Annotated in this window: 25 protein-coding genes and 1 pseudogene; 17 read left to right on the top strand and 9 right to left on the bottom strand. The window is 63.5% G+C overall.

The window, feature by feature from the left end; translation table 11 throughout:
- The first annotated feature begins 1 nt into the window (after nt 1).
- The 7 genes from NM962_22545 (at nt 2) to NM962_22515 (ending at nt 8,374) form a co-directional block, all read left to right on the top strand.
- Nucleotides 2-1,342: a cytochrome P450 gene (locus NM962_22545; protein UVO14910.1), complete on the top strand. Its 1,341-nt coding sequence runs from the start codon at nt 2-4 to the stop codon at nt 1,340-1,342.
- Nucleotides 1,339-2,541 carry an FAD-dependent oxidoreductase gene (locus NM962_22540; protein ID UVO12568.1) on the top strand — a complete coding sequence of 401 codons (1,203 nt, stop codon included), beginning with the start codon at nt 1,339-1,341 and terminating at the stop codon, nt 2,539-2,541. Before NM962_22545 ends, NM962_22540 begins: the two co-directional genes overlap by 4 nt.
- A gap of 261 nt (nt 2,542-2,802) precedes the next feature.
- Nucleotides 2,803-3,213 carry an SCP2 sterol-binding domain-containing protein gene (locus NM962_22535; GenBank protein UVO12567.1) on the top strand — a complete coding sequence of 137 codons (411 nt, stop codon included), beginning with the start codon at nt 2,803-2,805 and terminating at the stop codon, nt 3,211-3,213.
- A 48-nt stretch (nt 3,214-3,261) separates the two neighbouring features.
- Nucleotides 3,262-4,878, top strand: coding sequence for a fatty acid--CoA ligase (locus tag NM962_22530; GenBank protein UVO12566.1), 1,617 nt, complete (start codon nt 3,262-3,264; stop codon nt 4,876-4,878).
- Between the two features lie 46 nt (nt 4,879-4,924).
- Entirely contained in the window at nt 4,925-6,031 is a 1,107-nt protein-coding gene (locus NM962_22525; GenBank protein ID UVO12565.1) for an NDMA-dependent alcohol dehydrogenase, read from the top strand.
- A gap of 277 nt (nt 6,032-6,308) precedes the next feature.
- A complete protein-coding gene (locus NM962_22520; GenBank protein ID UVO12564.1) occupies nt 6,309-7,409 on the top strand; it encodes a BtrH N-terminal domain-containing protein in 1,101 nt (366 codons plus the stop codon).
- Between the two features lie 446 nt (nt 7,410-7,855).
- Nucleotides 7,856-8,374 (top strand): PaaI family thioesterase, encoded by a 519-nt coding sequence (locus NM962_22515; GenBank protein UVO14909.1) that lies wholly within the window; start codon nt 7,856-7,858, stop codon nt 8,372-8,374.
- Between the two features lie 162 nt (nt 8,375-8,536).
- On the opposite strand, the gene NM962_22510 is transcribed toward NM962_22515, so the two are convergent.
- Nucleotides 8,537-9,226 carry a TetR/AcrR family transcriptional regulator gene (locus NM962_22510; protein ID UVO12563.1) on the bottom strand — a complete coding sequence of 230 codons (690 nt, stop codon included), beginning with the start codon at nt 9,224-9,226 and terminating at the stop codon, nt 8,537-8,539.
- 139 nt (nt 9,227-9,365) lie between these two features.
- On the opposite strand from NM962_22510, the gene NM962_22505 reads away from it, so the two are divergent.
- Complete coding sequence (locus tag NM962_22505) at nt 9,366-10,169, top strand: metal-dependent hydrolase (GenBank protein ID UVO14908.1); 804 nt, start codon at nt 9,366-9,368, stop codon at nt 10,167-10,169.
- Between the two features lie 166 nt (nt 10,170-10,335).
- Here the strand turns inward: NM962_22505 and NM962_22500 are convergent, their stop codons facing one another.
- Nucleotides 10,336-10,899 carry a TetR/AcrR family transcriptional regulator gene (locus NM962_22500; protein ID UVO14907.1) on the bottom strand — a complete coding sequence of 188 codons (564 nt, stop codon included), beginning with the start codon at nt 10,897-10,899 and terminating at the stop codon, nt 10,336-10,338.
- Between the two features lie 198 nt (nt 10,900-11,097).
- Here NM962_22500 and NM962_22495 point away from each other — a divergent pair, with 198 nt between their 5' ends.
- From NM962_22495 to NM962_22470, 6 genes and pseudogenes are all read left to right on the top strand, one after another.
- Nucleotides 11,098-11,964, top strand: coding sequence for an SDR family NAD(P)-dependent oxidoreductase (locus NM962_22495; GenBank protein UVO14906.1), 867 nt, complete (start codon nt 11,098-11,100; stop codon nt 11,962-11,964).
- Nucleotide 11,965: 1 nt separating this feature from the next.
- Nucleotides 11,966-12,889 carry a ferritin-like domain-containing protein gene (locus NM962_22490; GenBank protein UVO12562.1) on the top strand — a complete coding sequence of 308 codons (924 nt, stop codon included), beginning with the start codon at nt 11,966-11,968 and terminating at the stop codon, nt 12,887-12,889.
- Complete coding sequence (locus NM962_22485; GenBank protein UVO12561.1) at nt 12,886-14,385, top strand: NAD(P)/FAD-dependent oxidoreductase; 1,500 nt, start codon at nt 12,886-12,888, stop codon at nt 14,383-14,385. The genes NM962_22490 and NM962_22485 overlap by 4 nt, the downstream gene beginning before the upstream one ends.
- A gap of 47 nt (nt 14,386-14,432) precedes the next feature.
- On the top strand, nt 14,433-15,950 hold the full coding sequence (locus NM962_22480) for an NAD(P)/FAD-dependent oxidoreductase (protein ID UVO12560.1): 1,518 nt from the start codon (nt 14,433-14,435) through the stop codon (nt 15,948-15,950).
- Complete coding sequence (locus NM962_22475; GenBank protein ID UVO12559.1) at nt 15,947-16,912, top strand: alpha/beta hydrolase; 966 nt, start codon at nt 15,947-15,949, stop codon at nt 16,910-16,912. Before NM962_22480 ends, NM962_22475 begins: the two co-directional genes overlap by 4 nt.
- Nucleotides 16,913-16,973: 61 nt before the next feature.
- Nucleotides 16,974-17,786: pseudogene (locus NM962_22470) on the top strand (NAD(P)/FAD-dependent oxidoreductase).
- A gap of 259 nt (nt 17,787-18,045) precedes the next feature.
- On the opposite strand, the gene NM962_22465 reads toward NM962_22470, so the two are convergent.
- From NM962_22465 to NM962_22445, 5 genes are all read right to left on the bottom strand, one after another.
- Complete coding sequence (locus NM962_22465) at nt 18,046-18,873, bottom strand: SCO1664 family protein (GenBank protein UVO12558.1); 828 nt, start codon at nt 18,871-18,873, stop codon at nt 18,046-18,048.
- Nucleotides 18,857-19,450, bottom strand: coding sequence for a DUF3090 domain-containing protein (locus NM962_22460; protein ID UVO12557.1), 594 nt, complete (start codon nt 19,448-19,450; stop codon nt 18,857-18,859). Before NM962_22460 ends, NM962_22465 begins: the two co-directional genes overlap by 17 nt.
- A gap of 61 nt (nt 19,451-19,511) precedes the next feature.
- Nucleotides 19,512-20,198: an MSMEG_4193 family putative phosphomutase gene (locus NM962_22455; GenBank protein UVO12556.1), complete on the bottom strand. Its 687-nt coding sequence runs from the start codon at nt 20,196-20,198 to the stop codon at nt 19,512-19,514.
- Nucleotides 20,195-21,049 (bottom strand): undecaprenyl-diphosphate phosphatase, encoded by an 855-nt coding sequence (locus tag NM962_22450; protein ID UVO14905.1) that lies wholly within the window; start codon nt 21,047-21,049, stop codon nt 20,195-20,197. The genes NM962_22455 and NM962_22450 overlap by 4 nt, the downstream gene beginning before the upstream one ends.
- Nucleotides 21,050-21,097: 48 nt before the next feature.
- The gene (locus NM962_22445) at nt 21,098-21,391 is read right to left on the bottom strand and encodes a hypothetical protein (GenBank protein ID UVO12555.1); all 294 of its coding nucleotides are present in this window, start codon (nt 21,389-21,391) and stop codon (nt 21,098-21,100) included.
- Between the two features lie 122 nt (nt 21,392-21,513).
- Between NM962_22445 and NM962_22440 the strand changes: the two genes are divergently transcribed.
- The 3 genes from NM962_22440 to NM962_22430 are packed head-to-tail and all read left to right on the top strand — an operon-like array spanning nt 21,514 to nt 23,889.
- Nucleotides 21,514-22,554: a hypothetical protein gene (locus NM962_22440; protein ID UVO12554.1), complete on the top strand. Its 1,041-nt coding sequence runs from the start codon at nt 21,514-21,516 to the stop codon at nt 22,552-22,554.
- Nucleotides 22,551-22,817: a DUF5703 family protein gene (locus NM962_22435; GenBank protein UVO12553.1), complete on the top strand. Its 267-nt coding sequence runs from the start codon at nt 22,551-22,553 to the stop codon at nt 22,815-22,817. The genes NM962_22440 and NM962_22435 overlap by 4 nt, the downstream gene beginning before the upstream one ends.
- Nucleotides 22,818-22,821: 4 nt before the next feature.
- A complete protein-coding gene (locus NM962_22430; GenBank protein ID UVO12552.1) occupies nt 22,822-23,889 on the top strand; it encodes a quinone-dependent dihydroorotate dehydrogenase in 1,068 nt (355 codons plus the stop codon).
- A gap of 71 nt (nt 23,890-23,960) precedes the next feature.
- Here the strand turns inward: NM962_22430 and NM962_22425 are convergent, their stop codons facing one another.
- Both NM962_22425 and NM962_22420 read right to left on the bottom strand, forming a co-directional pair.
- Entirely contained in the window at nt 23,961-24,491 is a 531-nt protein-coding gene (locus NM962_22425) for a YbhB/YbcL family Raf kinase inhibitor-like protein (protein UVO12551.1), read from the bottom strand.
- A gap of 19 nt (nt 24,492-24,510) precedes the next feature.
- Nucleotides 24,511-25,857, bottom strand: coding sequence for a M20/M25/M40 family metallo-hydrolase (locus NM962_22420; protein ID UVO12550.1), 1,347 nt, complete (start codon nt 25,855-25,857; stop codon nt 24,511-24,513).
- Between the last annotated feature and the right edge of the window lie 97 nt (nt 25,858-25,954).

The following is a 25,954-nucleotide window of genomic DNA, read 5'->3' as shown; positions in this document are numbered from 1 at the left end:
GATGGACCGAATAATCCAGGGCGCCCACCTCTACGACAGAACGCGGCGCTGGGTCACCGGCACCAACGGTGAAAAAATCTTCATCGAGCGACCGATCCCGCCGGCTGACGAGGTTGAACTGACCGACATCGACCTTAGCAATCCTTTCCTCTATCGTCAGGGTCGCTGGAAGTCCTATTACGAGCGCCTACGCAACGAGGCTCCCGTGCACTATCAGGCCCACAGCGCGTTCGGCCCGTTCTGGTCGGTGACGCGGCATGCCGACATCGTGGCCGTCGACAAGAACCACGAGGTCTTCTCCTCCGAGCCGTTCATCGTCATCGGGAGCCCGCCGCGCTTCCTCGACATTGCGATGTTCATCGCGATGGACCCCCCGAAACACGACCGGCAACGGCAGGCTGTCCAGGGTGTGGTCGCACCGAAGAACCTGCGTGAGATGGAGGGCCTCATCCGCGAGCGGGTGGTAGACGTGCTCGACGCTCTGCCGCTTGGCGAACCGTTCAACTGGGTGCAGCACGTCTCGATCGAGCTAACCGCGCGCATGCTGGCCACGCTGCTGGACTTCCCGTACGAGCAGCGGCGCAAGCTCGTCCAATGGTCCGATCTCGCCACCTCCATGGAGCAAGCCAACGGTGGGCCCTCGGACAACGACGAGATATTTCGCGGCATGGTCGATATGGCTAGAGGTCTCAGCGCTCACTGGCGGGACAAGGCAGCCCGGAAAGCTGCCGGAGAGCTGCCCGGCTTCGATCTGATCACCATGTTGCAGAGCGACGAGAGCACCAAGGACCTGATCGATCGCCCGATGGAGTTCTTGGGCAACTTGGTATTGCTGATCGTGGGTGGCAACGATACGACCCGCAATTCCATGAGCGGTGGTGTTCTGGCGCTGAACGAGTTCCCTGACCAGTTTGAGAAGCTGAAGGCGAACCCCGAGCTGATCCCCAACATGGTCTCGGAGATCATCCGGTGGCAAACCCCGCTCGCGCATATGCGCCGGATCGCCAAGGCCGACACTGTGCTCAACGGGCAGTTCATCCGCAAGGGCGATAAGGTCCTGATGTGGTACGCCTCGGGCAACCGCGACGAGCGCGTGTTCGATCGGCCCGATGACCTGATTATCGACCGGGCCAACGCCCGTAACCACATCTCCTTCGGTTTCGGCGTGCACCGCTGTATGGGTAACCGGCTGGCCGAGATGCAGTTGCGGATCCTGTGGGAGGAGCTGCTTCCGCGGTTCGAGAACATCGAGGTCGTCGGTGAGCCCGAGTACGTGCAGTCCAACTTCGTGAGGGGGATCAGTAAGCTGATGGTCCGCCTCATCCCGAAAGGTGGCGCATGACCGTGCAGCGAGCGGTCATCGCGGGGGCCAGCCACGCGGGCACCCAGCTCGCCGCCAGTCTTCGCCGAGAAGGGTGGGACGGCGAGATCGTCCTCGTCGGCGATGAGTCGGCGTTGCCCTACCAGCGGCCCCCGCTGTCCAAGTCGTACCTGGCCGACAAATGCGAACTGGCCGAACTCGCGATCCGCAACTCGGATTTCTACGCCAAGCAGCGGATCCGACTCCTGGATGCGACGGTGGCGGCGATCGACCGCTCGGCTGGTCATGTCGTGCTGAGTACCGGCGACGCACTGCCCTACGACAAGCTCGCGCTGTGCACTGGCGCCCGGCCTCGTCGGCTCCCCACCCCGGGAGCGGACCTGGCCGGAGTCTTCTACCTACGCACCGCCGCGGACGGCGAGATGATCCGAGAGGCCGCCGGCCCCGGGCGTCGGGCGGTGATCGTGGGCGGCGGCTACATCGGACTGGAGACAGCCGCCTCGTTGCGTGCACTGGGTCTGGAGGTCACCCTGCTCGAGGCGACCGGGCGCGTCCTTGAACGGGTCACCGCCCCGGAGGTATCGGAGTTCTTCGACCGGATCCACCGGGAGGAGGGCGTCAACATCCGGACGGGCACGCTGGTCGAGGCTCTGTCCGGCGACGGCAGGGTCCGCGAAGTAATCCTGGCCAGTGGCGAATCAATTCCCGCCGACCTCGTCATTGTCGGCATCGGCGTGGAGCCGAACACCGAGCTCGCCGCCACCGCGGGCCTGGTCGTCGACAACGGCGTCGTGATCGACGATCGGGCCCGGACTAGCGACCCCGACATCGTGGCCGCCGGGGACTGCGCCAGCCACGACATGGCCCGTTACGGCCGTCGCATCCGCCTGGAGTCCGTGCCGAGCGCGGCCGAGCAGGCCAAGGTCGCCGCCGCGACCGTCTGTGGGAAGTCCAAGAAGATTGCGGCCCTTCCATGGTTCTGGTCAGATCAATACGACCTCAAGCTCCAGATCGCCGGTCTCAACACCGGGTACGACGAGGTCGTCCTCAGCGGCGACCCGACCCGGGACCGCGACTTCACCTGCTTCTACCTCCGTGCCGGCGAGCTCATTGCCGCCGACTGCATCAACCGTCCCCGCGACTTCATGTTCAGCAAGCGGGTCATCACGCAGCAAGTCGCCGTCGAACGGGCCGAACTGGTGCTCGCCGGCTCGGACTGAGGTGCCGGCGGTGCGTAGGCGGTGGGAACGACGACGGCGGATGCGACGCGTGTCTTGGAGAGGTACTTCAGTGACAATTGCCATCCAGCCCCGCTGGCAAAGGAACGCTAGCGGCTGCCCGGCGGTCGCCTTGGCGCAGCGCATCAGGACCTAGTGGGGTTTCCCAACGAGCATGACGATTCTTTCCGGAGGAGCAGCGTCAGAAGTCGGTGCCTGTTCTGTTCTGTTCTGTTCTGACAATGAGGTTAGTTGAGGTTGACGGTGGCGGTATTTAGGGACGAGGACGAGGTCTATGCCTTCCTGGGCGGGATCTTTCGGCGGGGTTTGGAGAAGGAAGGTCTGGCGGACAAGCTCGCGAATTCGGGTGTGGTGTTGCGGGTGCATTACACAGATCCGGATGCGGTTGTGACGGTGGACATGCCGAACAAGGTGGTGGAGACCGGAGCGGCCAGTACCGCGGTGCCCAACGTGGAGTTGTTCATGTCGGCAGACACGGGGAACAAGTTCTGGTTGGGGAAGGTGAACTTGACGATGGCGATGGCCAAGGGAACGGTACGTGCGAAAGGTCCGGTGCCGAAGTTGATCAAGTTGATCCCGCAGGCCAAGAACCTGTTCCCCGAGTACCGGTTGATGCTGGAGAGCCAGAATCGGCAGGACCTCATCGATGCGTGACCCTCGCCTCACCGCGGGCTGTAGGGCGGGTGTGCGATGAGGAGCACGATGCAGGACGTTGCGTTGACTGTGCCCGCGATCGTGGCCCATGCTTCGGCAGTTCATGGCGATCGCGAGGTGCTGACTGCGCGCGGACCCCGGCAGATCTCTGGGGTGTCCTATCGCGAGGTGGGTGAGCGTGCGGCACGGTTGGCAAATGCTCTGCGCCAGATCGGCATCCGTGGAGATGAGCGTGTCGCGACGTTACAGTGGAGCAACCAGGAGCATCTGGACTGTTACGCGGCGGTGCCGTCGATGGGCGCGGTGCTGCATACGTTGAACCTGCGGCTGCCGCCGGAACAGCTGACGTGGATCGCCAATCATGCCGAGGATCGGGTGATCATCGTCGACAGTACGGTGCTGGCCCTTTTGGCGGCGGCGTTGCCGTCGATGACCTCGGTGCGCACGGTGCTAGTGACCGGAACCGGCGATCTTGCCGCGGTCGAGGGGTGCGGAAAGGACGTCCTACGGTACGACGATGTGGTGGCCGCCCAGTCGAGTACGTTCGACTGGCCCGACGTCGACGAGCAGTCGGCCGCAGCGATGTGCTATACGAGCGGTACCACCGGGCATCCGAAAGGTGTTGTCTACAGCCATCGTTCGACGTGGTTGCACTCGCAGGCGGCGTGCACTTCGAATGCCTTGGGCATCGGTCATGACGACACGGTGTTGGCGATCGTTCCGATGTTCCACGCCAACGCGTGGGGGTTGCCGTATGCGGCGATGATGGCCGGCGCGCAGCTTCTGCTGCCTGACCGTTTCCTGCAGGCGGGGCCTCTAGTGGAGATGATCGAGGCGGTGCGACCGACGATGGCGGGGGCGGTGCCGACGATCTGGACCGATGTTCTGCACTACCTGCGCGACAATCCCGGCCATGACGTGAGTTCGCTGAAGATGGTGGCCTGCGGTGGTTCGGCGGTTCCGCGGTCGTTGATGACCGCCTATGACGAGCTGGGCATCCGCATTGTGCAGGCTTGGGGGATGACTGAGACTTCCCCGCTGGCCTCGGTCGCTCTGCCGCGGAGTTCTGATACCCCGGAGAGGTCGCTTCACCTGCGCGCAACCCAGGGCCGGGTGGTGGCCGGTGTGCAGGCCCGCATCGTCGATGACAGCGGTGCAGAACAACCGTGGGACGGAAAATCGGTGGGGGAGATTCAAGTCCGCGGCCCGTGGATCACTCAGTCGTATTACGAGAATGACAGTCCGGCGGCGTCGCCGGACGGGTGGTTGCGTACCGGGGACGTCGGGACGATCAGCGCGGACGCGTTCATCGCGCTGACCGACCGCTCCAAGGATGTCATCAAGTCCGGGGGCGAATGGATCTCCTCGGTGGAATTGGAGAACGAGTTGGCCGCTCACCCTGCGGTGCGCACCGCCACGGTGATTGGAGTGCCCGACGACAAGTGGCAGGAACGGCCGCTGGCGGTGGTCGTCCTGGCTGCCGACCGCACCGCCACCGCGGCGGAGCTGACCGAATTTCTGCGTGCGCGGGTGGCCAAGTGGTGGCTACCGGAACGGTGGGCGTTCGTCACCGACATTCCGCTGACTTCCACTGGCAAGTTCGACAAGAAGAAGCTGCGCCGCCAGTTCGGCGACGGTGACCTCATCATCGAGACGCTGGCGTGAATCATCAATCCACTGCGACCGAAACACTGACGTTAAGGAGACACATATGAAGACACGTGCTGCAGTGCTGTGGGGCCTAGGAGAAAAGTGGGAAGTCGAGGACATCGAGTTGGATCCTCCCGGCCCCGATGAAGTGCTCGTCCAGCTGACCGCGACCGGGTTGTGCCATTCCGACGAACACCTCGTGACCGGCGACCTGCCCATTCCGCTGCCCGTCGTCGGTGGCCACGAGGGTGCCGGCACCGTGGTCGAAGTGGGTGCGGGTGTCGAGAACGTCGCCGAGGGCGATTCGGTGATCCTGACGTTCCTGCCGTCGTGTGGGCACTGTTCCTATTGCGCGCGGGGGATGGGGAACATGTGCGACTTGGGTGCCGCGCTCATGATGGGACCCCAGATCGACGGCACTTACCGTTTCCATGCCCGGGGTGAGGACGTCGGCCAGATGTGCCTGCTGGGCACGTTCTCGGAATACACCGTGGTCCCCAAGGCGTCTCTGGTCAAAATCGACCAGGGGACACCGCTGGACAAGGCGGCGTTGATCGGGTGTGGTGTGACGACCGGGTACGGGTCGGCGGTGCGCACCGGTGAGGTGCGTGCCGGGGATACCGTGGTAGTGATCGGAGCCGGTGGCATCGGCATGAATGCGATTCAGGGTGCCCGCATCGCGGGCGCGTTGAACATCGTGGCTGTCGATCCGGTGGCGTTCAAGCGTGAACAAGCCGGCGGTTTCGGTGCGACGCATGCCGTTGCCACGATCGACGAGGCCTGGTCACTGATCAGTGACATCACCCGCGGCAAACTCGCCGATGTCTGCGTCTTGACCACCGATGTCGCCGAAGGGTCCTACATCGGCGAGGCGCTGTCCTTGGTCGGTAAACGCGGCCGTGTGGTCGTTACCGCGATCGGGCACCCCGAAGACACCTCGATGTCGGGTTCACTGCTGGAATTGACGCTGTATGAAAAGCAGATCCGCGGCGCTCTGTACGGTTCGTCGAACGCCGCCCACGACATCCCGCGGCTCGTCGAGCTCTACAACGCCGGACACCTCAAGCTGGATGAGCTGATCACCCGTGAGTACACCCTCGATCAGATCAACGAAGGCTACGCGGATATGCGATCGGGCCGCAACATCCGAGGACTCATCCGATTCTGATAAAGCAGCCGAAGCGCGGGAGCGCGACCACGGGAGCAAGCGAGCTGAGTACAACGGTTGAGTGCTGCGCGTCTGTGGCTCTTACCGTTGACGTGTTGATGCAGGACTAGCGATCGAAAGTCAATGTGCCCCATCGCCATAGGCGGTCGAGATGCGCGGCTGAGGTTGGCTGCGGTCACGCGTGTTGGTGTTGGCACCTACTGTCAGCCGGGAAGCCGTGATGAAACGTAGCTTTTGACGAGTCTCAACAGTGCTACTGACAAGAGAGGAAGCGGCGATGACGAGGATTCAAATTCCCTATCCCCATAGGAGGGGAGGGCACTGTGGTTCCGGTGCGCTTCGTGACCTTACTGAATGGGCCCAACTCGGATGGGGGACAGAAGCACTCAGTGAAGGATTGGTCTTCACCCTCGGCGGAGCCTTGGACTTCTCGTACGTCCGCTCTACGCAGTTGTTCCCCCAGGTGTACCTGGTAGGACGAGGAAGCGACCTGGAACAAGATTACCTCTCCCGGGTTGGCGCAAAGTTCGTCGTGCGATCGACCGATGACCCGGACGTGGGATGGGCATTTGTGACCGACGAAATCGACAAAGGTCGACCCGTCATGGTCTGGGCTGACATCGGCGAACTTCCTTACCTGCGCGTCCGATTGCACATGAGCCGTCACGACATTGTCATCACCGGATACGATGACGAACAACGGGTCGCCTATGTGGTCGATAATGACCGCGAGACAACCCAGACGGTGGCCTACGACGACCTACGCCGGGCGCGGTCCTCGGTCGGGTTTCCCACACCTACCCGGCACACCACATATCACGTCGACTGGCCAGAGCGAGTGCCAGACCTTGGGCCGATCGCGGCCGCTGCACTCGCCGCGAGCGCAGCGTTCATGCGCGGCGGTGCCGTAGGTGCGCCGCTACTGCGCATCGAGGCAGCTGAAGTCGAATCTTCCGGTTTGAAGGGTGTGCAGGACTTCGCCGATGACGTAGGGCATTGGCCAACGCTGTTCGATGACGATGCCCTGACCGCGGCATTGTTCGGGCTCGGGGCGTTCATCGAGAAAGCCGGTACCGGCGGCGGGCTCTTTCGTACGCTGCAGGCAGACGGTTGCCAGAACATCGCCGATCTCCTAGATGACGCCGCCACTGCCGAAGCGGCTGCCGCGGCCCGACATGCTTCCAAAGCGTGGTCTACGCTTGCGGCCGCAGCCACGGATGCCGGCACATCGCTACGGAGTCGTAGTCTAGCTGCGGCCAAAGTCGCCGCGACGATCCCGGACGCCGAAACGCGCCTCGTCGAAGCCCTCGAAACGGCCAGTCGATCCGTTGGCACTGTCGATACCGGCATCGAAGCTCATCTGAAAGGCTATCTGTGAGTGGCACTTCAAATCAATCGAGTTTCCTGAAGACTACTGGTTTCTCGATTGGCAGCATGACGATGTTCAGCGCTTCGCCCAGAACGCGGTCGGTGACGTTCGTGACCCTTGTGCAGAAGGCGAGGTTGACCGTCACCGCTGTGGGGGACAGGATTTGGTATGACCCCTATAGCACCGACGACGACCCCGAGCATTATCGGGCGAGCTATGCGGCGACAGCGTCGAGGGCGTATTGCGGGGCAGGACCAAATGGCTGATAGTGACGGAACTGGAAGGTGTACCGCAGCGATGATCTCGGCGGGCTAACGAGTCCTTTACATACTGTCTTCGGGCGATCAGCCCAGCCGACGTCGGCGCAGTTCTTCAGTCGCATGGTGGTCCATGCACTGCGTGGTCCTATTTAGGAGGATTTCGTCATCGACGAGCAAGCGGAAGAAGATTCGGCCATCGCGTGGTGGCATAACTTTCAGAATCGTGTTATCGCCGCCGACGGCGACTACCTCGATGCGCACCATCCGTGGTGCCTTGGTTGCGGCACAGACAATCCGCACGGTCATCGCCTGCGAGCGCGTCGGCGTGGCGACGGGGTGGGCGCCAGGCATATCTTCGACGGCCGACATCGCGGCGCACCCGGGATCGCACATGGCGGCGCAGTCATGACGGTTCTTGACGACACGGTGGGCATGCTGCTCTACGTCGTCGGTGAGATGGCCGTCACCCGTAAGCTCGACACCGAGTTCTTCGCGCCGGTATTGCTGGGGGTTCCCTACGAGGTCAGCGCGGAGCTCGTGTCCAGAACCGGCCGGAAACTCGAAGTGCGGACAGAATTGCGCGAGGAAGCCACCGGCCAGCTGGTCGCGTCCGCGTCCGGGTTATTCGTCGTCGTCACGCTGGATCACTTCACTAGCTCCATACAGAAGGCGTCGTCAATACGCTGCACTGCGCGACCACCCTGGGAAGGATGACTCAACCCGTAAATCTGCTCATTTTTCAACCGGCGCAGGCTGCTCAGGATTGAACCGGGGCCGACAGGGGGTTTGCTAAGCAAACGCGTACTCGACCACATCGTGGTGTACCAGCCTTCGGTAGCGTGACGCCGCAGCGTGTCGGCGAAAATACCGCCGGTCTCATCTGTTGTGGCCCGCCGGGGAGTTGATATCGACCTGGATGTGCGAAGCGGCCGGGTCAGGTTTCTGGCCGAGGGTATACAGGCCAAGACTGCCGAGAAAACCCGCACAATGCTCGATAAGCACTTCGGTCGATAGGTTTAGTTGTCCGTCTATCCAGCGACGGAGAATCTCGAACAGGCCCCCGACACCGTAGGTAGCGGCGAGATCTGCGACCTGAATCACCTCGCTGGGTATATCGAGATGCAGGCGGGCCTCTCTGAGGACGAGCTCCGCAAATTCGGACATCAGTTCGCTTCGCAGCTGCCGAAGCAGGGGTTCAGCGCCCGATTCGACAAACAATATGCGGGCCATGCTGGGATCGTTCTCGATCATCTGAACCAGGGCCTTTATCGGAGCGTAAGCGAGTTCTTGAGGAGCAACGGTGTCATCCGGTATCGCCTTGGTGATCACGGCTTGGAAGGTGGTGGAGATCTTGGTGAACATCGCACGCAGGAGCGCGTCTCTGTCGCGAAACTGCTGGTAGAAGTACCGGCTCGTCACTCCTGACTCCGTACACACAGCGGTCACGGTGCACGCGGCGGCTCCCTGCTTGCCCATGAGCGCGACCGCGGCGTCAATCAGCAGTGCGCGGCGCTGCGCATCGCGTTGAGTTGCGGACAGCCCGCCATAAACACGTGCTGGACTCATGCCCTACATTCTGGCAGTCTCATGTGACAAGGCCTAAAGTCAGATCACGCAACGGAGGAAGGACCCCGTCAAGATGCCGGAAGATCGAGCCTCGACCAAGAGCCGTGTATTGCCAAAACCCCGGCGCGTTCGTTTCCCCATGCCCACCTCCACGAAGCGGCGACACTTCGTGGATGGCGACCTGGTGATGAGCCATTTCATCTCGGTGCTTTCTGCGACCTTCCCGGAAGGGGAAGACTTCTTCATCCGCTCGGTCAAGTATTTCCAGAGTTCCATCGACGATCCCCAATTGCTGACAGCGGTCAAGGGTTTCATCGGGCAAGAGGCCACACACCGACACCAGCATCGGCTCCTCAACGAACGGCTCCAGGCCATGGGTTATCCGACCGCGCGGATCGACCGCCACGTCGCACGCCTGATCAAGCGATTGGAGCGGCGCTTTTCGCCAGAAATGCGGCTGTCGATGACCTCTGCATTGGAGCACTACACCGCGACGCTCGCTGAAATCATTCTCACCAGCGATGACGCGCAGAAGCTCATCGGACAGACAGAGGTTCGACCGATTCTGCTGTGGCATGCGTTCGAGGAGTCGGAGCACAAAGCCGTCGCCTTCGACGCCTATCGGCTGATTGGAGGCACCGAGCGCACCCGCGTACGGGGCATGCGGATCGCCTCTGCAATTCTGTTCGGCGAACTCATTCTGCAGACTGCGCTGTCGATGGCCTCTGACAAGGCCTCGTATAACCCGGTCACGTTGGTGCGTAGCCTACGTCGCTTCAGTCGCACCCCGATGTTCACCGCCGATGCGCTGCAGCGATTCCGTTCGTACAACCGCCCCGGCTTCCACCCTGATGATTGGGACAGCACCGCGGTCCTGGAGCGATGGAGCAAGGAACTGTTCGACCAAGACGGCTCACAGAAGGTCATCGCTCAGCCGGGGTAGCAAAAGTGCGTGAGGAGGGCGACGCAGAAAGACACTGTTTCTGCGTCGTTCCTCCAAACAATCGACAGCGCGCCTGTCGTCACGGATTGGATGCCCGGTGGCGGGTCAAGGCGACAGTCATACAGACAAGTGCAGTCGGCCTCGAAACTCACGGAAAGGTTAAGCCTCAGCCGCTGACGACGTAGCGTTGAGCCAAGGTTTCAGCCAGTCGGCTCGTGTGCGCGACCACTTCCTTTTCGGTCACCGCGAGCAAACCGGAGTGCCAGGCCGTGATGACTTCGACGAACCCCCCCACCGCAACCAAAGTGTCCATACGAAGGGCCGTCTCGTCGGCGTCTTCTCTGAGATGTGGCCGGCTTGCCTCGACGACCAACTGCGTTGCCTCCTGCAGCGCCACAGCGCGGCGATCTTGCAGCGGTGAGCTACCTACATGCTGAGCGAGGAGGATGTGCGCCCGGCCAGGATCGCGTGCGATCCGGTCGACCACGATGGCGATCGCCGCGGTGATGGTTTCGATCGGCGGCCGATCCACACGCTCGTCGAAGAGCGCGGAAACCTCGCCGAGCATGTCATTGCGAACGCCATCCCACGCTGCGACGAGAAGATCCTCGCGCGTCTTGAAGTCCTCGTAGAAGTATCGATCGTTGAGCCCTGTCCGGGCGCACACGCCGCGCATAGTCACTGCGGCCCAACCGCTCTCACTCCAAATCTCGGTCGCAGCCTCGATCAATTGCTGCCGTCGCTCTGCTCGACGCTCAGCACCGGTCCGACCACCCCAGCGCGTGTTTCTCGACCGCACATCAAACATCTTGACAAAACGTCGGGCTCACGACCAAACTGGTGGCATGCGACACCAATGGTGGCTGATGCCCCCAAATCAATGGTCTCCCGCACCGGAAATCAGTGTCGCGATCCGAAAGGCAAGCAGATGAGGTTCTTGCCGTTCGGTAGTTCACCAGGTAGAACCCACCGCGCCCACGCAGTAGTCACAGGCGCAGGGAGCGGTATCGGCCGCGCGTTCGCCGTTGAGCTTGCACGCCGAGGTGGACGTGTTGTGTGTGCGGACAAAGACCCCATCACTGCGAAAGAGTCGGCCGAGTTGGTGAGGCAGGCCGGCGGCGAGGGTTTCGACGTCGTATGCGACGTCACCGACCTTGAGCAGGTCCGTAACCTCGCTGATGCCAGTGAAGACTGGTTTGGCAAGGCGGCGAGCCTGGTGATCAACAACGCCGGAATCGGTGCGGGCGGCAATCGCATCGGCGCTACGTCGGTCGAGGACTGGAACGCTGCGATTTCTGTCAACCTTTGGGGTGTTATCTACGGGTGCGAGACTTTCGTTCCCCGGCTCCGGAGCAACGGCCGTGGCGGAGTGATCAATGTGGCGTCCGCCGCGAGTTTCGGCTCGGCGCCCCGAATGGGGGCATACAACGTGAGTAAGGCCGGAGTGCTCGCTCTGTCCGAGACCTTGGCGGCCGAACTGAGCGGTACTAACGTCAATGTCACAGTGCTTTGCCCCACCTTCGTCAAGACGAACATCGCCAAAAATCCTCAGATTGAGGAGTCGGCGGCGAAACTCGCGACCAACCTGATGAGGTGGACCGGCATTTCGCCGGATCAAGTGGCTCGAACGACCTTGAACGCGCACGATCGCGGACAAATCTATGTAGTGCCCCAACTGGACGCGAAAATTTTGTGGCAACTGAAAAGAGCTTTACCCGGTCAGTTTACGCGGGCGTTGGGGCTGGTGGAGCGCGTGGCCTCATGGAACGATCCAGCCGAACAGAGGGAGCAGTGAAATGGCGTTCGCATATAGCGACATGCTCGAGACGATCAAGAACAAGCAATGGGCTCTCGCCGATATCGATTGGGGCGCCCCTGGTGCGGAGTTGATCACCGACGAACAGCGTCCCAAACTCAAGCAATTCATGTCCGACGTGGTGTGGATTGAGCATGTCGGAGCGCGCGCCTTTGCTGCGATGGCCCCGAAGGCGCCCTTCGAAGCGCTCGGAGACATTTACCGTTACTTTCACGCCGAGGAGCAGCGTCACGCCAACGCCGAACTTGCTCTGATGCGTCGCTGGGGCATGATCGAGGAAGGCGAAAAGCCTGTACCGAATAAGAACATCCGTCTCGTGATCGAGTGGCTAGATCGGTACGCTGAGGCTCTTCCTCTGACTGTCATCGGCGCCGCGATTCCCGCACTGGAGACCGCGCTGGACGGGGCCCTGCTGAAATTTCTCCTTGATGAGGTCGACGACCCAATTTGCGGGGAAGTATTCAATAAGGTCAACAGCGACGAATCGCGGCACCTTGCAGTAGGTTTTCAAGTCCTGAATGACCTCGGCGCCAGTCCCATGCGAATCCATGCAATCCAAACGGTCGGCGCTGTGATGGACCCCCGTATTCTCACTGGCGCGTTGCTGTATATACCGCTTCTCACGCGCATGTTGATGAATCTCAACGCGATGGGGCTATCCGAAGAGAAGCTGTACAACGCGGTGACGCGATATGGCAATGTCGGGGACCGCAGTGAGCACACGCGGAGGGTGCCTGGATATCACATCTTGAAGGCCCACATGTCCTCCTCGATCAAGCGGTCCCAACCCCTTCACTTCGTTTCCCAGCGCTTAGGCAATGCGATCGACATCTTCCCCGTGCAAGTACTCGGGCGACCGCCTTCATGGACGGATGAACTGACCTATGAACCGGTCGCTAAATGACGGACACGGTAACGACTTTGATCGTCGGCGCCGGCTTCGCGGGTATCGGTACGGCGATGAGAATGCTTCAAGCGGGCGTTAACGACTTTGTCATCTTGGAGCGATCACATCGCGTCGGGGGCACCTGGCGTGACAACACTTACCCCGGCGCCGCCTGCGACATTCCGTCATTGCTGTACTCCTACTCGTTCGAGCCGAACCCAGGCTGGACTCGCGCATACTCGGGGAGCGCAGAGATCCTCGCCTATATCGACGCGATTGTCGCGAAATACGATCTTGGGAGGTTCATTCATTTCGGTGCGGACGTGAGTGCACTGGAATTCGACGAGGATGCCGGAGAGTGGGTTGTCGACACGACCGGCGGCAGGCGGTATCGGGGCCGTTCAGTCGTGATGGCTAGCGGACCACTTGCTGACGCCAGTTTCCCGGATATTCGTGGCATCGAGTCGTACGAGGGGAAAAAGATTCACAGTGCTCGGTGGGACCACTCCTATGACATGAGCGGTAAGAGGGTGGCGGTTATCGGGACCGGGGCGAGCGCTGTGCAGATCGTTCCCGAATTGGTCCAGTTGGCGGCGTCGGTCAAGGTGTTTCAGAGGACGCCCGGCTGGGTCCTACCGAGGGTGAATTTCCGGCATCCGGCCTGGGCGCGTTCGACTTTCAAGCGCATGCCGGCAACCGAACAGGCCCTACGAGGTGCGTGGTTTTGGGCGCATGAGGTCATGGCCGTGGGCATGGTTTGGGATACCGCTGCCACATCTGTCATCCAAGCGGCCGCGAAGGCGAATCTGCGTCGGCAGGTGAAGGATACCTGGTTGAGACGTCAGCTAACACCGCAGTTCAGACCTGGGTGCAAACGCATGCTTATGACTAACGACTATTACCCTGCTCTCCAGGCCGATAACTGCAAACTCGTCAGCTGGCCGATCGCCACACTGGCTCCGAACGGAATTCGAACCGCCGACGGCATCGAGCATGAGGTGGACTGCATAGTATTCGCGACAGGCTTCGATGTGTGTAAACGCGGTACGCCATTTCCGATCCTGGGGCGCGACGGGCGAAAACTCGAAGACGCGTGGTCTGAGGGGAGATTTGCCTACAAGAGCGTGAGTGTGGCCGGGTATCCGAATTTGTTCTTCACTTTCGGGCCTAATTCCGGTCCTGGCCACAACTCCGCTCTTCTATATATGGAGGCGGCAATCGATTACATCGTAAAAGCGATCGAGCTCTTGCGCGACCAAGGTAACGGAGTCCATACCCTGGATGTGAAAGAGAATAGCCAAAACGCGTACCACTCCAATATTCAGCGGCGGTTACGACGCACGACATGGAACTCGGGTTGCAGCAGCTGGTATTTAACAGAGGATGGCTATAACGGCACGATGTATCCGGGCTTTGCGACTCAGTTCACCAGGGAACTGTCCCGTCTGGATATGCGGGATTACGATATCACTCGGCGTGACGATGCTGACCTGAAGTTGACACAAACACGCTGAACTGCAGCAGCGGATAGGGTAAACATCAAAGCGCACGTGAGGAAGTAATGGGTTCTGAGTCTGGGCAGCACTACGAAATTGTAATAGTCGGAGCCGGGTTTTCTGGGATTGGTACAGCGATCAGCCTGTTGAAGGCCGGATTTGCGGACTTTCTTATAGTCGATGACGCCGATGGCGTCGGCGGTACATGGCACTGGAATACGTATCCGGGAATAGCGGTCGATATTCCGTCCTATAGTTACCAGTTCTCTTATGAGATGCGAACATCCTGGTCACGTACTTACGCTCACGGGGATGAGTTGAAGGCTTATGCAGAGCGGTGTGTAGAAAAATACGGACTCCAAAATTACATCCGGTTCAACACGACTGTGGACGAAGCCTGTTTCGACGAAGGCGCCGCACTATGGCGGCTGAGCTGCTCCTCTGGTCAGAATCTGACCGCGCGTTTTGTGATAAATTGCTCTGGCGTTCTCAGTCGGCCGAAGTGGCCTGATATTCCAGGAGTGCGCGACTTCGCCGGCGTGACGCTGCATACGGCCAGATGGGACCATACGAAAGATCTCACCGGTAAGCGGGTGGCGGTGATCGGGACTGGGGCATCTGCGGTGCAGCTGATTCCCGAAGTCGCGAAGATCGCATCAAGTCTGACGGTCTTCCAGCGAACGCCGATTTACTGCTTGCCGAAGCCGGATTTCTCCATACCGAGCTGGGCCGCGACAGTGATGCGGTTGGTGCCAGGGGCACAACTGATGACGCGCACTGCGAGTCAGGCGTTCGTCGAGTTCACATTTCCCATCGCAGCTCATTTTCACTCGTTGATCCCTGTGTCGGACCTCATGGAAGAGGCGGCGAAACGCTATATGCGTCGGGCGGTCGACGATCCGGTGACTCGAGACCAACTCATTCCTCGCTATTCGTTGGGTTGTAAGCGACCGAGTTTCCACAATTCCTATCTCGCAACGTACAACCGTCGCAATGTTTCGCTCGAGACCAGCGGCATCACCCATGTCGACCATGCCTCGGTTCACACTGAAGATGGCAAGAGTTATCCGATCGATGTCATGGTCTTGGCCACCGGGTTCAAAGTGATGGAGTCGGGCAATATGCCGACTTATGTGCTGAAGGGACGCGGTGGAGTGGAGCAGTCTGCCTGGTGGGATGAGCACCGCCTCCAAGCCTTCGAGGGTGTGAGCGTCCCAGGGTTCCCGAATCACTTCAATATCTTCGGTCCCTATGGTTACAACGGCTCCTCGTACTTCACACTCATCGAGGCGCAAAGTCGGCATATCGTCCGCTGTCTTCGTCGTGCGCGCACGCTGAAGGCTGATTACGTAGAGGTCAGACAGCAGGCGAACGATCGCTACTTCGGTGACATGGTTAGCCGCCGACATCGACAGGTTTTCTGGCAGCCGAGCTGTTCCAATGCCAACAGTTACTATTTCGACAAACACGGCGATGTTCCGTTGCGTCCGTCAACTACCCTGGAGACTTACTGGCGTAGCCGCACCTTCCGGCTCTCCGATTACCGATTTGAACGTCGCGCAGAATCCGTTGGCGCACGGTGACCAACACTGATGCGGCGGACCGGCGCCCCAGTCTTGCAAGTCATTTCGTGGCAATGACTTCGCGAAACACACTGCGTCCGCTGTCGCAACTCATCCCGTCGAGCGCCCACGGCCTCGCGGTGATGGATCGCGTACTCCGGATGGCGCTTGTGGGATCGCGGCCCCGCCGAAGCGTGGCGGTTCGCACAATAGATACCGAGTTCGCCGGGAATCAGATACGCGGGGATTGGATCACTTCTCCTGCAGTCGATCCACACGCGGTTCCGTTGCTCTACATTCATGGCGGCGCCTACTCCATGTGCTCACCGGCTACCCACCGCGGCCTGCTCGGTGAACTTGCCTCCGCGAGCGGTCGGCCCATCTTTGCGGTGAGGTATCGGCTAGCTCCACGCTATCCCTTTCCCGCTGCCGCCGACGATGCACTGAACGCATACCGCTGGCTCGTCACAGGGCAGCCTTCGGCTTCCGGCGAACGCGGTGTTGCGGTGGCCGGGGACTCGGCGGGCGGCCAGCTCACGATGGCCACCGCCCTTGGCGCACGTAGTGACGGACTGCCGCTGCCGGATTCGATGCTTCTCATGTCTCCGGTCCTGGATCTGACATGTGAACTCGCGAGGGCACGCGAACTTCGCCGCCGTGATCCTTTCGCCTCTGCTCGGTCCGCGGCCCGCGCTCTTGACCTGTACGTGGCTGGTGCAGATCACCGCAATGAGCGAATCAGCGTGCTCGACGCAGACCTCAGGTCCATGCCACCGATCCTGATTCAGGTAGGCGGAAGAGAAATGTTGATCGATGACTCGAGGCATCTTGCCGACCGCCTCCGATCGGCCGGATCAAGCGTTGAGATACAGGTGTACCGGGGACAGATCCACGTGTTCCAAGCCATGTTCCGAATCCTGCCCGAGGCTCGTGAGGCGATCCACCGCGCTGGAAACTTCCTGAAAGCTTCGGCCCACCGGTGAAAGTGTTGGGACCGTGGATGCTCCACTGCCACCGCGCCATCAACTGCTTCTTAGCTGTCTCATGACAGGCGGCTTTGCGAGGGATCCTCGAGGACACGATCCGTCGATAGTGATCATCGGGGCCGGCGTCGCGGGTATCGCCATGGCCCATCAGCTGAAGAGGGACGGATTCACCAACTTCACCATGGTGGAAAAGGCTGCAGACATCGGCGGCGTCTGGCGCGACAACACCTATCCAGGAGCGGCTTGCGACGTGCCGTCAGCGTTGTACTCACTCTCGGACAAGCCCAACACTCGTTGGTCGAGACGTTATGCAGAACAGCCCGAGATACTCCAATATCTTCGCCGACTCGTCCTGGCCGACGGAATGGACCTGCATTTGCGCACGCGGACCGAAGTCGTCGAGATGACCTTCGATGAACAGGCCGGCCGTTGGCGTTTGGTGACCGGATCCAGCGAGACGATCTGGTGCGATGTCGTGATTTCGGCCGTGGGGCAGCTCTCGCGACCTCATACGCCGAATATTGCCGGCGAAGACACCTTCGAGGGGCCGCGTTTTCATTCGGCGCGTTGGGACCATTCGGTATCGCTGCGCGGCAAGGAAGTAGCCGTCATCGGGACAGGCGCAAGCGCGATACAGTTTGTGCCACGGATCGCACACGAGGCACAGCGCGTAACGCTGTATCAGCGCACGGCGCCTTGGATTTTGCCGAAGTGGGACAGCAGGTACGGACGTCTTCACCAACAGCTGATTAAGGTTCTGCCGCTGTGGCTGCGTCTTGAGCGTTTCGCGGTATGGCTGATTTTTGAAGTGCTCGCAGTGACGTTGGTCGACGCGAAGCCCTTGTCACGCATTCTCGGCGCGGTCGCCCGCTACCACTGAGGTGAGCCCTTCGTAGTGGTCCAGTTGTTGTGCGACTCTGATGCCCGGTGTTCGGGCAGGAAGAATCGGCAACGACATGGCAGCCAAGAAGCGCCGGCGGCATACCTCAACGCCCGACCCCGCAAACGCCTCGGCTGGCGCACCCCCGCCGAAGAACTCGACCGACTACTGTCAGACCCGTCCACGTTTGTTGCAGCGACCGCCTGAATCCAAGCGATTTTCACCGACTAAACCGCACACTCGGTGGTGTTCAGAACGCCGGCCACGGGATCGGGCGATGACGGTCCGGGCCGGGCATCACCGGGTGCTCCAGCAGGTCGGCGACGCGGCGGCGTAGCGCCGCGATCTCGTCGGCCGTCAGGTGCGGTTGCAGCGATGCCGCCAGCGGACCGTCCAGCGCCACCAGCAGCCGCGACAGCACCGGCAACGCCTCGTCGTCCAGGTCAGACACCGACTTGCCCGCCCACCCCCACAGCACGGTGCGCAGCTTGTCTTGGGTGTGCAGGCTCACGCCGTGGTCAACGCCGTAGACGCGGCCGTCGGTGCCGTGCAGCACGTGGCCGCCTTTGCGGTCGGCGTTGTTGATCACCACGTCGAAGATGGCCAGGCGACGCAACCGGATGTCGTCGGCGTGCACCAGCGTGACCGGATCACCGTTGTTGCCGTAAGCCTGCAAGACCGGCAGGTAGCCCGCCGGGACGTGGTCGCCCGGAACCACGTCGACCAGGCCGGGCAGCAAGGACGCGGCCGGCACTTCGTCGTCGTCTTCGGGTTGGTCCACCCAGCGCTGCACCATGCCCGGACCTGCTGGACCGTCGCGAATAATGGTGTAGGGAACCAGATTCCAGCCCAGTTCGACCGAAATAAGGTGCGCGCCGAGTTCGCGGCCGGCCAGGGTGCCGTCGGGGAAATCCCAGAGCGGCTGTTCGCCGGCGACCGGCTTGTAGACGCAGTGGACGCGGTTCTCCCCCAGCGTCGCCTGGCACAGGAAAGTGGCGTTGCTCGCCGAGCGGATGCGGCCCAGTATCTCCAGTTCCCCGGAGTGCAACGTCTCCCGGTCGTCAGATATCTGCGTCATCGGGCTCGTCGTCGGGACTGAAAGCGCCCCGCCGATAGCCGTTGGTGCGCACGCACATGTGACCGGCGGGGTCCAGCGGTTCGTCGCACAGCGGACAGGGCGGGCGGCCCGCCGAGATCACCCGGTTGGAGCGGGTGGCGAACTGGCGCGCGGACTCCGGGGTGAGGAACACCCGCACCGCGTCCGGCCCCTCGTCGGTGTCGTCGAGCACCACCGACGCGTCGAACTCGGCGTCACTGACCGCAAGCAGCTCCACCACCACCGTCTGCGCCTCGGAATCCCAGCCCAGCCCCATGGTGCCGACCCGGAACTCTGCGTCCACCGGCGTGACCAGCGGGTCCAGGTCGTCGATCTCGGTGGGCTCGGGCGGCACCGGGGTGCCGAATCGACGGTTGACCTCCAGCAGCAGCGCGCCGATCCGTTCGGACAGCACCGCGACCTGCTGCTTTTCCAACACTACCGAGACCACCCGCTCGTCGTGGACCGCCTGCAGATAGAAGGTGCGGTTTCCGGGTTGGCCGACGGTCCCGGCCACGAAACGGTCGGGGGTGCGGAAGACATGAATTGCTCGGGACATGGCATCTCCAAAATACCGGCACTTGAGGCGGCCGACGGTATCTGGCTTCGGCGAGGTGGGCCTAGGTGGTGGACCCGCCGACTACCGCGTCGCTTTCGGGGACCGGGCCGGCTGGCGAACTCTGCACCGCGGCGGCCAACGACGCTCCGGTGTGGTTGAGGTGAATCACGAAGGGGCGCAACGGTGTATAGCGGATCACACTCGCCGATGCCGGGTCGGCGGTGATCCGCTGAAAGCCGTCCAGATGCACGCCGAGCGCGTCGGCGATGACCGCCTTGATGACGTCGCCGTGGGTACATGCAACCCACAGCACGTCGGCGCCGTGCTGGGAGGCCAGCTGCCGGTCGTGGTCGCGGACCGCGGTGACGGCCCGGGCCTGCACCTGCGCCAGCCCTTCGCCCTCGGGGAAGATCGCCGCGCTGGGCTGGGCCTGCACCACCCGCCACAGCGGCTCGGCGGTCAGCTCGCTGAGCTTGCGGCCGGTCCAGGCCCCGTAGTCGACCTCGGCGAGCCGGTCGTCGACGAGCGGCTCCAGCCCCAGCGCAGCGGCCAGCGGCTCGACGGTGCGTCGGCAGCGCAGCAGCGGCGAGCGCACCACCGCCTTGATCGGCAGGCCGTCGAGCCGCTCGACGACCTGTGCGGCCTGCTCGCGGCCCAGGTCGTCGAGCTCGACGCCTTCGGTGCGCCCGGCCAGCACCCCGGAGGTGTTCGAGGTGGACCGGCCATGGCGCAGCAGGATGACGGTCATGACGACGCCGCCAACGCCCCGGTAGCCAGCAGGATCAGGATCGTCGTCCCAGCGATGACCCGGTATCCGACAAACCAGTACATGGTGTGACTGCTGACGAACCGCAGCAGCCAGCTGATCGCCGCATAGCCGACGAGGAAGGTGATCACCACCGAGACCAGCAGCTGCAGCCCGGTGGCGCTCATTCCCTCGGTGACCGGATTGAAGGCGTTGGGCAGTTCGTGCAGGCCCGAGGCGAACACCGCCGGTATGCCCAGCAGGAATCCGAACCGGGCGGCCAGCGCCCGGTCCATGCCCAGGAACAGGCCGGCGCTGATGGTCGCCCCGGAGCGCGAGACGCCGGGGATCAGTGCCAGACACTGCGCGGCGCCGACCAGGAAGCCGTCCTTGACGGTCAACTGGTCGGCATGCCGTTGCTGGCGGCCGACATACTCGGCGGCGGCGATCACCAACGAAAACCCGACCATCGCCGAAGCGATCACCCAGAGGTTGCGTACCTCGCCGCGGATGAAGTGCTGGAACAGCACCCCGACGATCACGATCGGGATGCTGCCGACGATGACGTACCAGCCCATCCGGTAGTCGGTCTTGCGTTCGGCGGGCAGCGGGGTCTTGGCCAGCGCCGACGCCACCCCGGACAGCCAGGCCGTGGCGATGCGTGCAATGTCCTTGGCGAAATAGACCAGTACGGCGACCTCGGTGCCGATCTGGGTCACCGCGGTGAACGAGGCGCCGGCGTCACCGGCGAAGAACAACCGGGAGGCCAGGGCCAGATGCCCCGAGGAGGAGACCGGCAGAAACTCGGTGAGGCCCTGGACAATCGACAGGACGACTACTTGCGGCCACGACATCACAGCCGTCTCGACTACCGACACGACGATGACCGTACCGGGCTGGTGTCAGCGGGTCAGACCGGATACCACGTCGCGCACCGCGGCGGCCAGGCTGCGCTCGTCGGTGACATCGATCTCGAACAGGTGCCGGCTTGCGGTGGCCACCACGTCCTCGTCGTGCGGGACGGGGCCGGCCAGCCGGGGCCGGTAGATGTCCACCACGAGCTTCTGCTGCTCGGTGTGGAAGGAGAAACTGCGGCCGTCGCCGACCTCGCCGAAACCACTAGCGAAGGCCCCGGTCCAGATCTCCTCGATGCGGAACTCCGAACATGCCAGCTGCCAGTCATCGACCACAGTCATGGCCGCGAGGTTACACCTAAGCGAACTTATTGTTCGGCCGGACATGCGAACTTCACCTCGACGCCTTCCTTAGAATCGATATCTGCACCACCCGCACCCTGACGAGCTGGAAGAGCTGCCCTGTGCTGACGCGCTCCCCCCGCCGGCCCCGCCGGTCCCTTCACGGCCTGTTGCTGCCGCTGCTGCTGCTCACAGCGTGCTCATCCAATCCCATCACCGCGCCACCGCCCACGATCGCGCCCGCCGAGCCCGCCGTCTCGCCGGTCGCCGTAGAACGCCCGGCCGGCACGGTACGGCCGCTGGCCGGCCGGGCCACCGGCGCCGTGTTCGACACGGCCACCGGACTGCTGGCGGCGCTGTCCCCCGGCCCGGACGCCCAAGCCGCCGCCACCCTCGGGCTGGTGAGCGATTCGAGCCGCCCGCCCGCCACGGTGCCGCTGCCGGGTCCGGCGAGCGCACTGGCCGGCGACGGCAATGGCGCGGTCTACCTGTCCGGACACGGCGGCTACTACACCCTCGACCTGGCCACCCGCAGCATCAAACGCGTCGACGTCGACGACGCCGCCGGGGTCGAGTTCACCGCGATCGGCCGGCGCGCCGACGGGATCATGGTGTTGGGCAGCGCCGACGGCGCGGTCTACACGCTGGCAGCCGACGGCACGCGGGTCGCCGAGCGGTCCAAGATCTTCGCCCGGGTCGACCAGATCGTGACCCAGGGCGATGTCGCGGTGGTACTGGACCGCGGCCAGACCTCGGTGACGACCATCGGCACCGACGGCAAGCCGCAGTACGCGCTGCGGGCCGGCCAGGGCGCGACCACCCTGGCCGCCGCCGCTCACGGGCCGGTGCTGGCGGCCGACCCCCGAAGCGGGCGGCTGCTGGTGTACGGCGTGGATCCGCTGATGCTGCACCAGGACTATCCGGTACCGCATGCCCCCTACGGGCTGGCCGGGGCGGGCGGGTTTGCCTGGGTGTCGCAAACCGGGACGAACACCGTGGTCGGCTACGATTTGACCACCGGAATTCCCGTGGAGAAGGTCCGCTATCCGACCGTGCAGCAACCCAACACCCTGGCCTTGGACGACAAGTCGGACACCTTGTACGTGGTGTCGGGCTCCGGCGACGGGGTCCAGGTGATCGAGCACGCGGCGAGGCCACGTTGACCGCGCTGCGGCGGGGTCGGTTGCCAGCCGGCTGGGAGACCGAACTGTCCGACGACTACGAATGGATTCCGCTACGCCTGCCGCCGGAGGTCACCCGGATCGGGGCGTCGACCCGGTTGTCCATCGAAGCCGAATACCGAGGTTGGGAGCTGACCCGAGTGCGGTTGTACACCGATGGAAGCAGGCGGGTGTTGCTGCGCCGCAAGAAGTCCGCCGCGAACACGATCAGCGACAGCCGCTGCGTCGACCAGCCGGGACTGTAGAGCGATGGGTCTCTACGGCGCAGTGCGCCGCGCGTTCTTCATGGTGCCGGCCGAGCGCATCCACACCATCGTGTTCGCCGGCCTGCGCGGTGCCACCGCGACGCCGCCGGCACGCCGGGCCCTGCAGCGCCGGCTCGCCCCGCATGACCCGCTGCTGGCCAGCACCGTGTTCGGGGTGCAATTCCCCGGTCCGCTCGGGCTGGCCGCCGGATTCGATAAGGATGGCGCCGGGCTAAACACTTGGGGCGCGTTGGGTTTCGGCTACGCCGAGGTGGGCACCGTGACGGCGGCGGCACAACCGGGCAACCCGGCGCCGCGCCTGTTCCGGCTGCCCGACGACCGCGCGCTGCTGAACCGCATGGGCTTCAACAATCACGGGGCCGCTGCCCTGGCGACCCAGTTGGCGCGGCATCGGTCCGACGTGCCGATCGGGGTGAACATCGGCAAGACCAAGGTCACTCCGCCCGAGGACGCGGTCGAGGACTATCGCACCAGCGCCCGGCTGCTGGCCCCACTGGCCGCCTACCTGGTGGTCAACGTCAGCTCGCCGAACACGCCGGGACTGCGCGACCTGCAGGCCGTCGAATCGCTGCGGCCCATCCTGGCCGCGGTGCGCGCCGAGACCACCAAGCCGGTGCTGGTGAAGATCGCACCGGATCTGGCCGACACCGACCTGGATGCCATTGCCGACCTTTGCGTGGAGTTGGGCCTGGCCGGCATCGTGGCGACCAACACCACGGTGTCTCGCGACGGCCTGGCGACCCCGGGGGTGGCCGAATTGGGGCCCGGCGGAATCTCCGGCCCACCGGTGGCGCGCCGGGCGCTGGAGGTGCTGCGGCGGCTGTACGCCCGGGTCGGCGACCGGCTGGTGCTGATCAGTGTCGGCGGGATCGAGACCGCCGACGACGCCTGGGAGCGGATCACCGCCGGCGCCGCACTGCTGCAGGGCTATACGGGCTTCATCTACGGCGGTGGCCTGTGGGCCCGCAACATCCACGACGGCCTGGCGCAGCGGCTGCGCGACGGCGGGTTCGCGTCGCTGGCCGAGGCGGTCGGCTCCGCCGCCCGCTAGCGCGAGCAGACACAGAATCGCATCCCGCGAAGCGGGATCATGCGATTCTGTGTCTGCTCAGCGAGGGTTGGCTACTTCTGCTCGTAGGTGCCGACGATCACCGCGCGCGCGATCGCGTGCATGAACAGGTTGAAGCCCAGGTAGGCCGGGCTGGCGTCCTCGGCCAGCTCCAGCTTCTCGACGTCGACGGCGTGCACCGCCACGTAGTAGCGGTGCGCCCCGTGACCGGCCGGCGGCGCGGCACCCACGTAGCGGCGCATCCCGGCGTCGTTGACCAGGGTCAGCGCGTCGCCGGGCAGCAGGCTGCCGTCCCCGACGCCCTCGGGCAGTTCGGTGCAGGTGGCCGGCAGGTTGGCCACCGCCCAGTGCCAGAACCCCGACGCGGTGGGGGCGTCCGGGTCGTAGACGGTGACCGCGAAGCTGCGGGTCTCCTCGGGGAAGCCCGACCAGCTCAGCTGCGGGCTGGCGTCTTCACCGCCGGCACCCATGATTCCGCTGACCTGGGCCTTGCCCAACGGCTGGCCATCGGTCAGCGACGTGGAGGTGAGCGTGAACGTCGGCAGCTTGGGCAGCGCGGCGTACGGGTCGGGGGCTGTGGTCATGACTGTCCTCTCGTTGTGGTCAACAGTGTGTCAGGAAGTGGTGCAGTACGCGGGTACCAAACTCCAGCGCGTCAACCGGCACGCGTTCGTCCACTCCGTGGAACAGCGCGGAGAAATCGAGGTCGGGCGGCAGCCGCAGTGGAGCGAACCCGAAGCATCGAATACCCAACTTGGCGAACGCTTTTGCGTCCGTTCCGCCGGACAGCATGTAGGGCACGGTGCGGGCGTCGGGGTCGCAAGCCAGCAGCGCGGCGTTCATCGCCTCGACCAGGTCGCCGTCGAAGGTGGTCTCGACGGGTGGCTGGTGGGCGACCCATTCCCGAGTGACGCCGGGGCCGATCAGCGCGTCGACCTCGGCCTCGAACGCCGCCTGGCGGCCGGGCAGCACCCGACAGTCCACTACCGCCTCGGCCGCCGCCGGGATCACGTTGGCCTTGTAACCGGCCGCCAACATGGTCGGGGTCGCGGTGTCGCGCAGGGTGGCGTTGATGATGCGGGAGACCGGTCCCAGCTTCTCGATCATTCCCTCCAGGTCCGGGGAGTCGACGTCGATGGTGTGCCCGGTCTCCTCGCTGACCGCGGCGAGAAACTCCACCACGGCATCGGAAAGCACCAGTGGGAACCGGTGTCGGCCCAGCCGGGCCACCGCCTCGGCCACGGTGGTGACGGCGTTGTCGTCGTTGATCATCGACCCGTGCCCGGCCCGGCCGTGGGCCCGCAACCGCATCCAGGACAACCCCTTCTCCGCGGTCTCGATCAGGTATAGCCGACGCTCCCCGCCGTCGCGGCGCGGCACCGTCAGCGAAAAACCGCCCACCTCCCCGATCGCCTCGGTGACCCCGGCGAACAAATCGGGACGGTTCTCGACGAGCCAGTGCGCGCCGTACTTTCCGCCGGCTTCCTCGTCGGCGACGAACGCGAAGACCAGGTCACGCGGCGGGGTGATCCCGGCCCGGGCCAAGTGCCGGGCCACGGCGATCATCATCCCGACCATGTCCTTCATGTCGACCGCGCCGCGGCCCCAGACATAGCCGTCGGTGACCGCGCCCGAGAACGGGTGCACACTCCACTCGCTGGCCTCGGCGGGCACCACGTCGAGGTGCCCATGGATCAGTAGCGCCCCGCGGCTTGAGTCGCTGCCTTTGAGGCGCGCGAACACGTTGCCCCGTCCCGGCGCCCCGGATTCGAGGTATTCGGTCTCATAGCCCACTTCCTCGAGCTGGGCGGCCACCCAGCGTGCGCAGTCGGCCTCACCTTTGGTGGTGGCCGGCTCTCCGGTGTTGGAAGTGTCGAAGCGGATGAGCGTGCTGACGAGTTCGACCACCTCGCCCACGGCGTCTCCGGCTGGATCGGGGAAATCGGTCACAGCTACCTTTACTACCACTTCGCGCCCCTGCGGATCGCGTTGCGAGGGCTGGGTTTGGGCCCAGCGATCGGCATCCGTTAGCCTTAGCTGCCCGGCA

The organism is Mycobacterium sp. SVM_VP21 (assembly GCA_024758765.1).
GTDB classification, from domain to species: Bacteria; Actinomycetota; Actinomycetes; order Mycobacteriales; family Mycobacteriaceae; genus Mycobacterium; species Mycobacterium heraklionense_C.
This window is presented reverse-complemented; position numbering and strand designations above follow the sequence as displayed.

Coding starts and splice junctions, on each gene's coding strand:
- NM962_22545 (UVO14910.1), top strand. CDS start 2: ATGGACCGAATAATCCAGGGCGCCCACCTCTACGACAGAACGCGGCGC.
- NM962_22490 (UVO12562.1), top strand. CDS start 11,966: ATGGCGTTCGCATATAGCGACATGCTCGAGACGATCAAGAACAAGCAA.
- NM962_22525 (UVO12565.1), top strand. CDS start 4,925: ATGAAGACACGTGCTGCAGTGCTGTGGGGCCTAGGAGAAAAGTGGGAA.
- NM962_22485 (UVO12561.1), top strand. CDS start 12,886: ATGACGGACACGGTAACGACTTTGATCGTCGGCGCCGGCTTCGCGGGT.
- NM962_22445 (UVO12555.1), bottom strand. CDS start 21,391: ATGACTGTGGTCGATGACTGGCAGCTGGCATGTTCGGAGTTCCGCATC.
- NM962_22455 (UVO12556.1), bottom strand. CDS start 20,198: ATGACCGTCATCCTGCTGCGCCATGGCCGGTCCACCTCGAACACCTCC.
- NM962_22425 (UVO12551.1), bottom strand. CDS start 24,491: ATGACCACAGCCCCCGACCCGTACGCCGCGCTGCCCAAGCTGCCGACG.
- NM962_22480 (UVO12560.1), top strand. CDS start 14,433: ATGGGTTCTGAGTCTGGGCAGCACTACGAAATTGTAATAGTCGGAGCC.
- NM962_22510 (UVO12563.1), bottom strand. CDS start 9,226: ATGAGTCCAGCACGTGTTTATGGCGGGCTGTCCGCAACTCAACGCGAT.
- NM962_22505 (UVO14908.1), top strand. CDS start 9,366: ATGCCCACCTCCACGAAGCGGCGACACTTCGTGGATGGCGACCTGGTG.
- NM962_22530 (UVO12566.1), top strand. CDS start 3,262: ATGCAGGACGTTGCGTTGACTGTGCCCGCGATCGTGGCCCATGCTTCG.
- NM962_22495 (UVO14906.1), top strand. CDS start 11,098: ATGAGGTTCTTGCCGTTCGGTAGTTCACCAGGTAGAACCCACCGCGCC.
- NM962_22540 (UVO12568.1), top strand. CDS start 1,339: ATGACCGTGCAGCGAGCGGTCATCGCGGGGGCCAGCCACGCGGGCACC.
- NM962_22465 (UVO12558.1), bottom strand. CDS start 18,873: ATGACGCAGATATCTGACGACCGGGAGACGTTGCACTCCGGGGAACTG.
- NM962_22460 (UVO12557.1), bottom strand. CDS start 19,450: ATGTCCCGAGCAATTCATGTCTTCCGCACCCCCGACCGTTTCGTGGCC.
- NM962_22450 (UVO14905.1), bottom strand. CDS start 21,049: ATGTCGTGGCCGCAAGTAGTCGTCCTGTCGATTGTCCAGGGCCTCACC.
- NM962_22430 (UVO12552.1), top strand. CDS start 22,822: ATGGGTCTCTACGGCGCAGTGCGCCGCGCGTTCTTCATGGTGCCGGCC.
- NM962_22520 (UVO12564.1), top strand. CDS start 6,309: ATGACGAGGATTCAAATTCCCTATCCCCATAGGAGGGGAGGGCACTGT.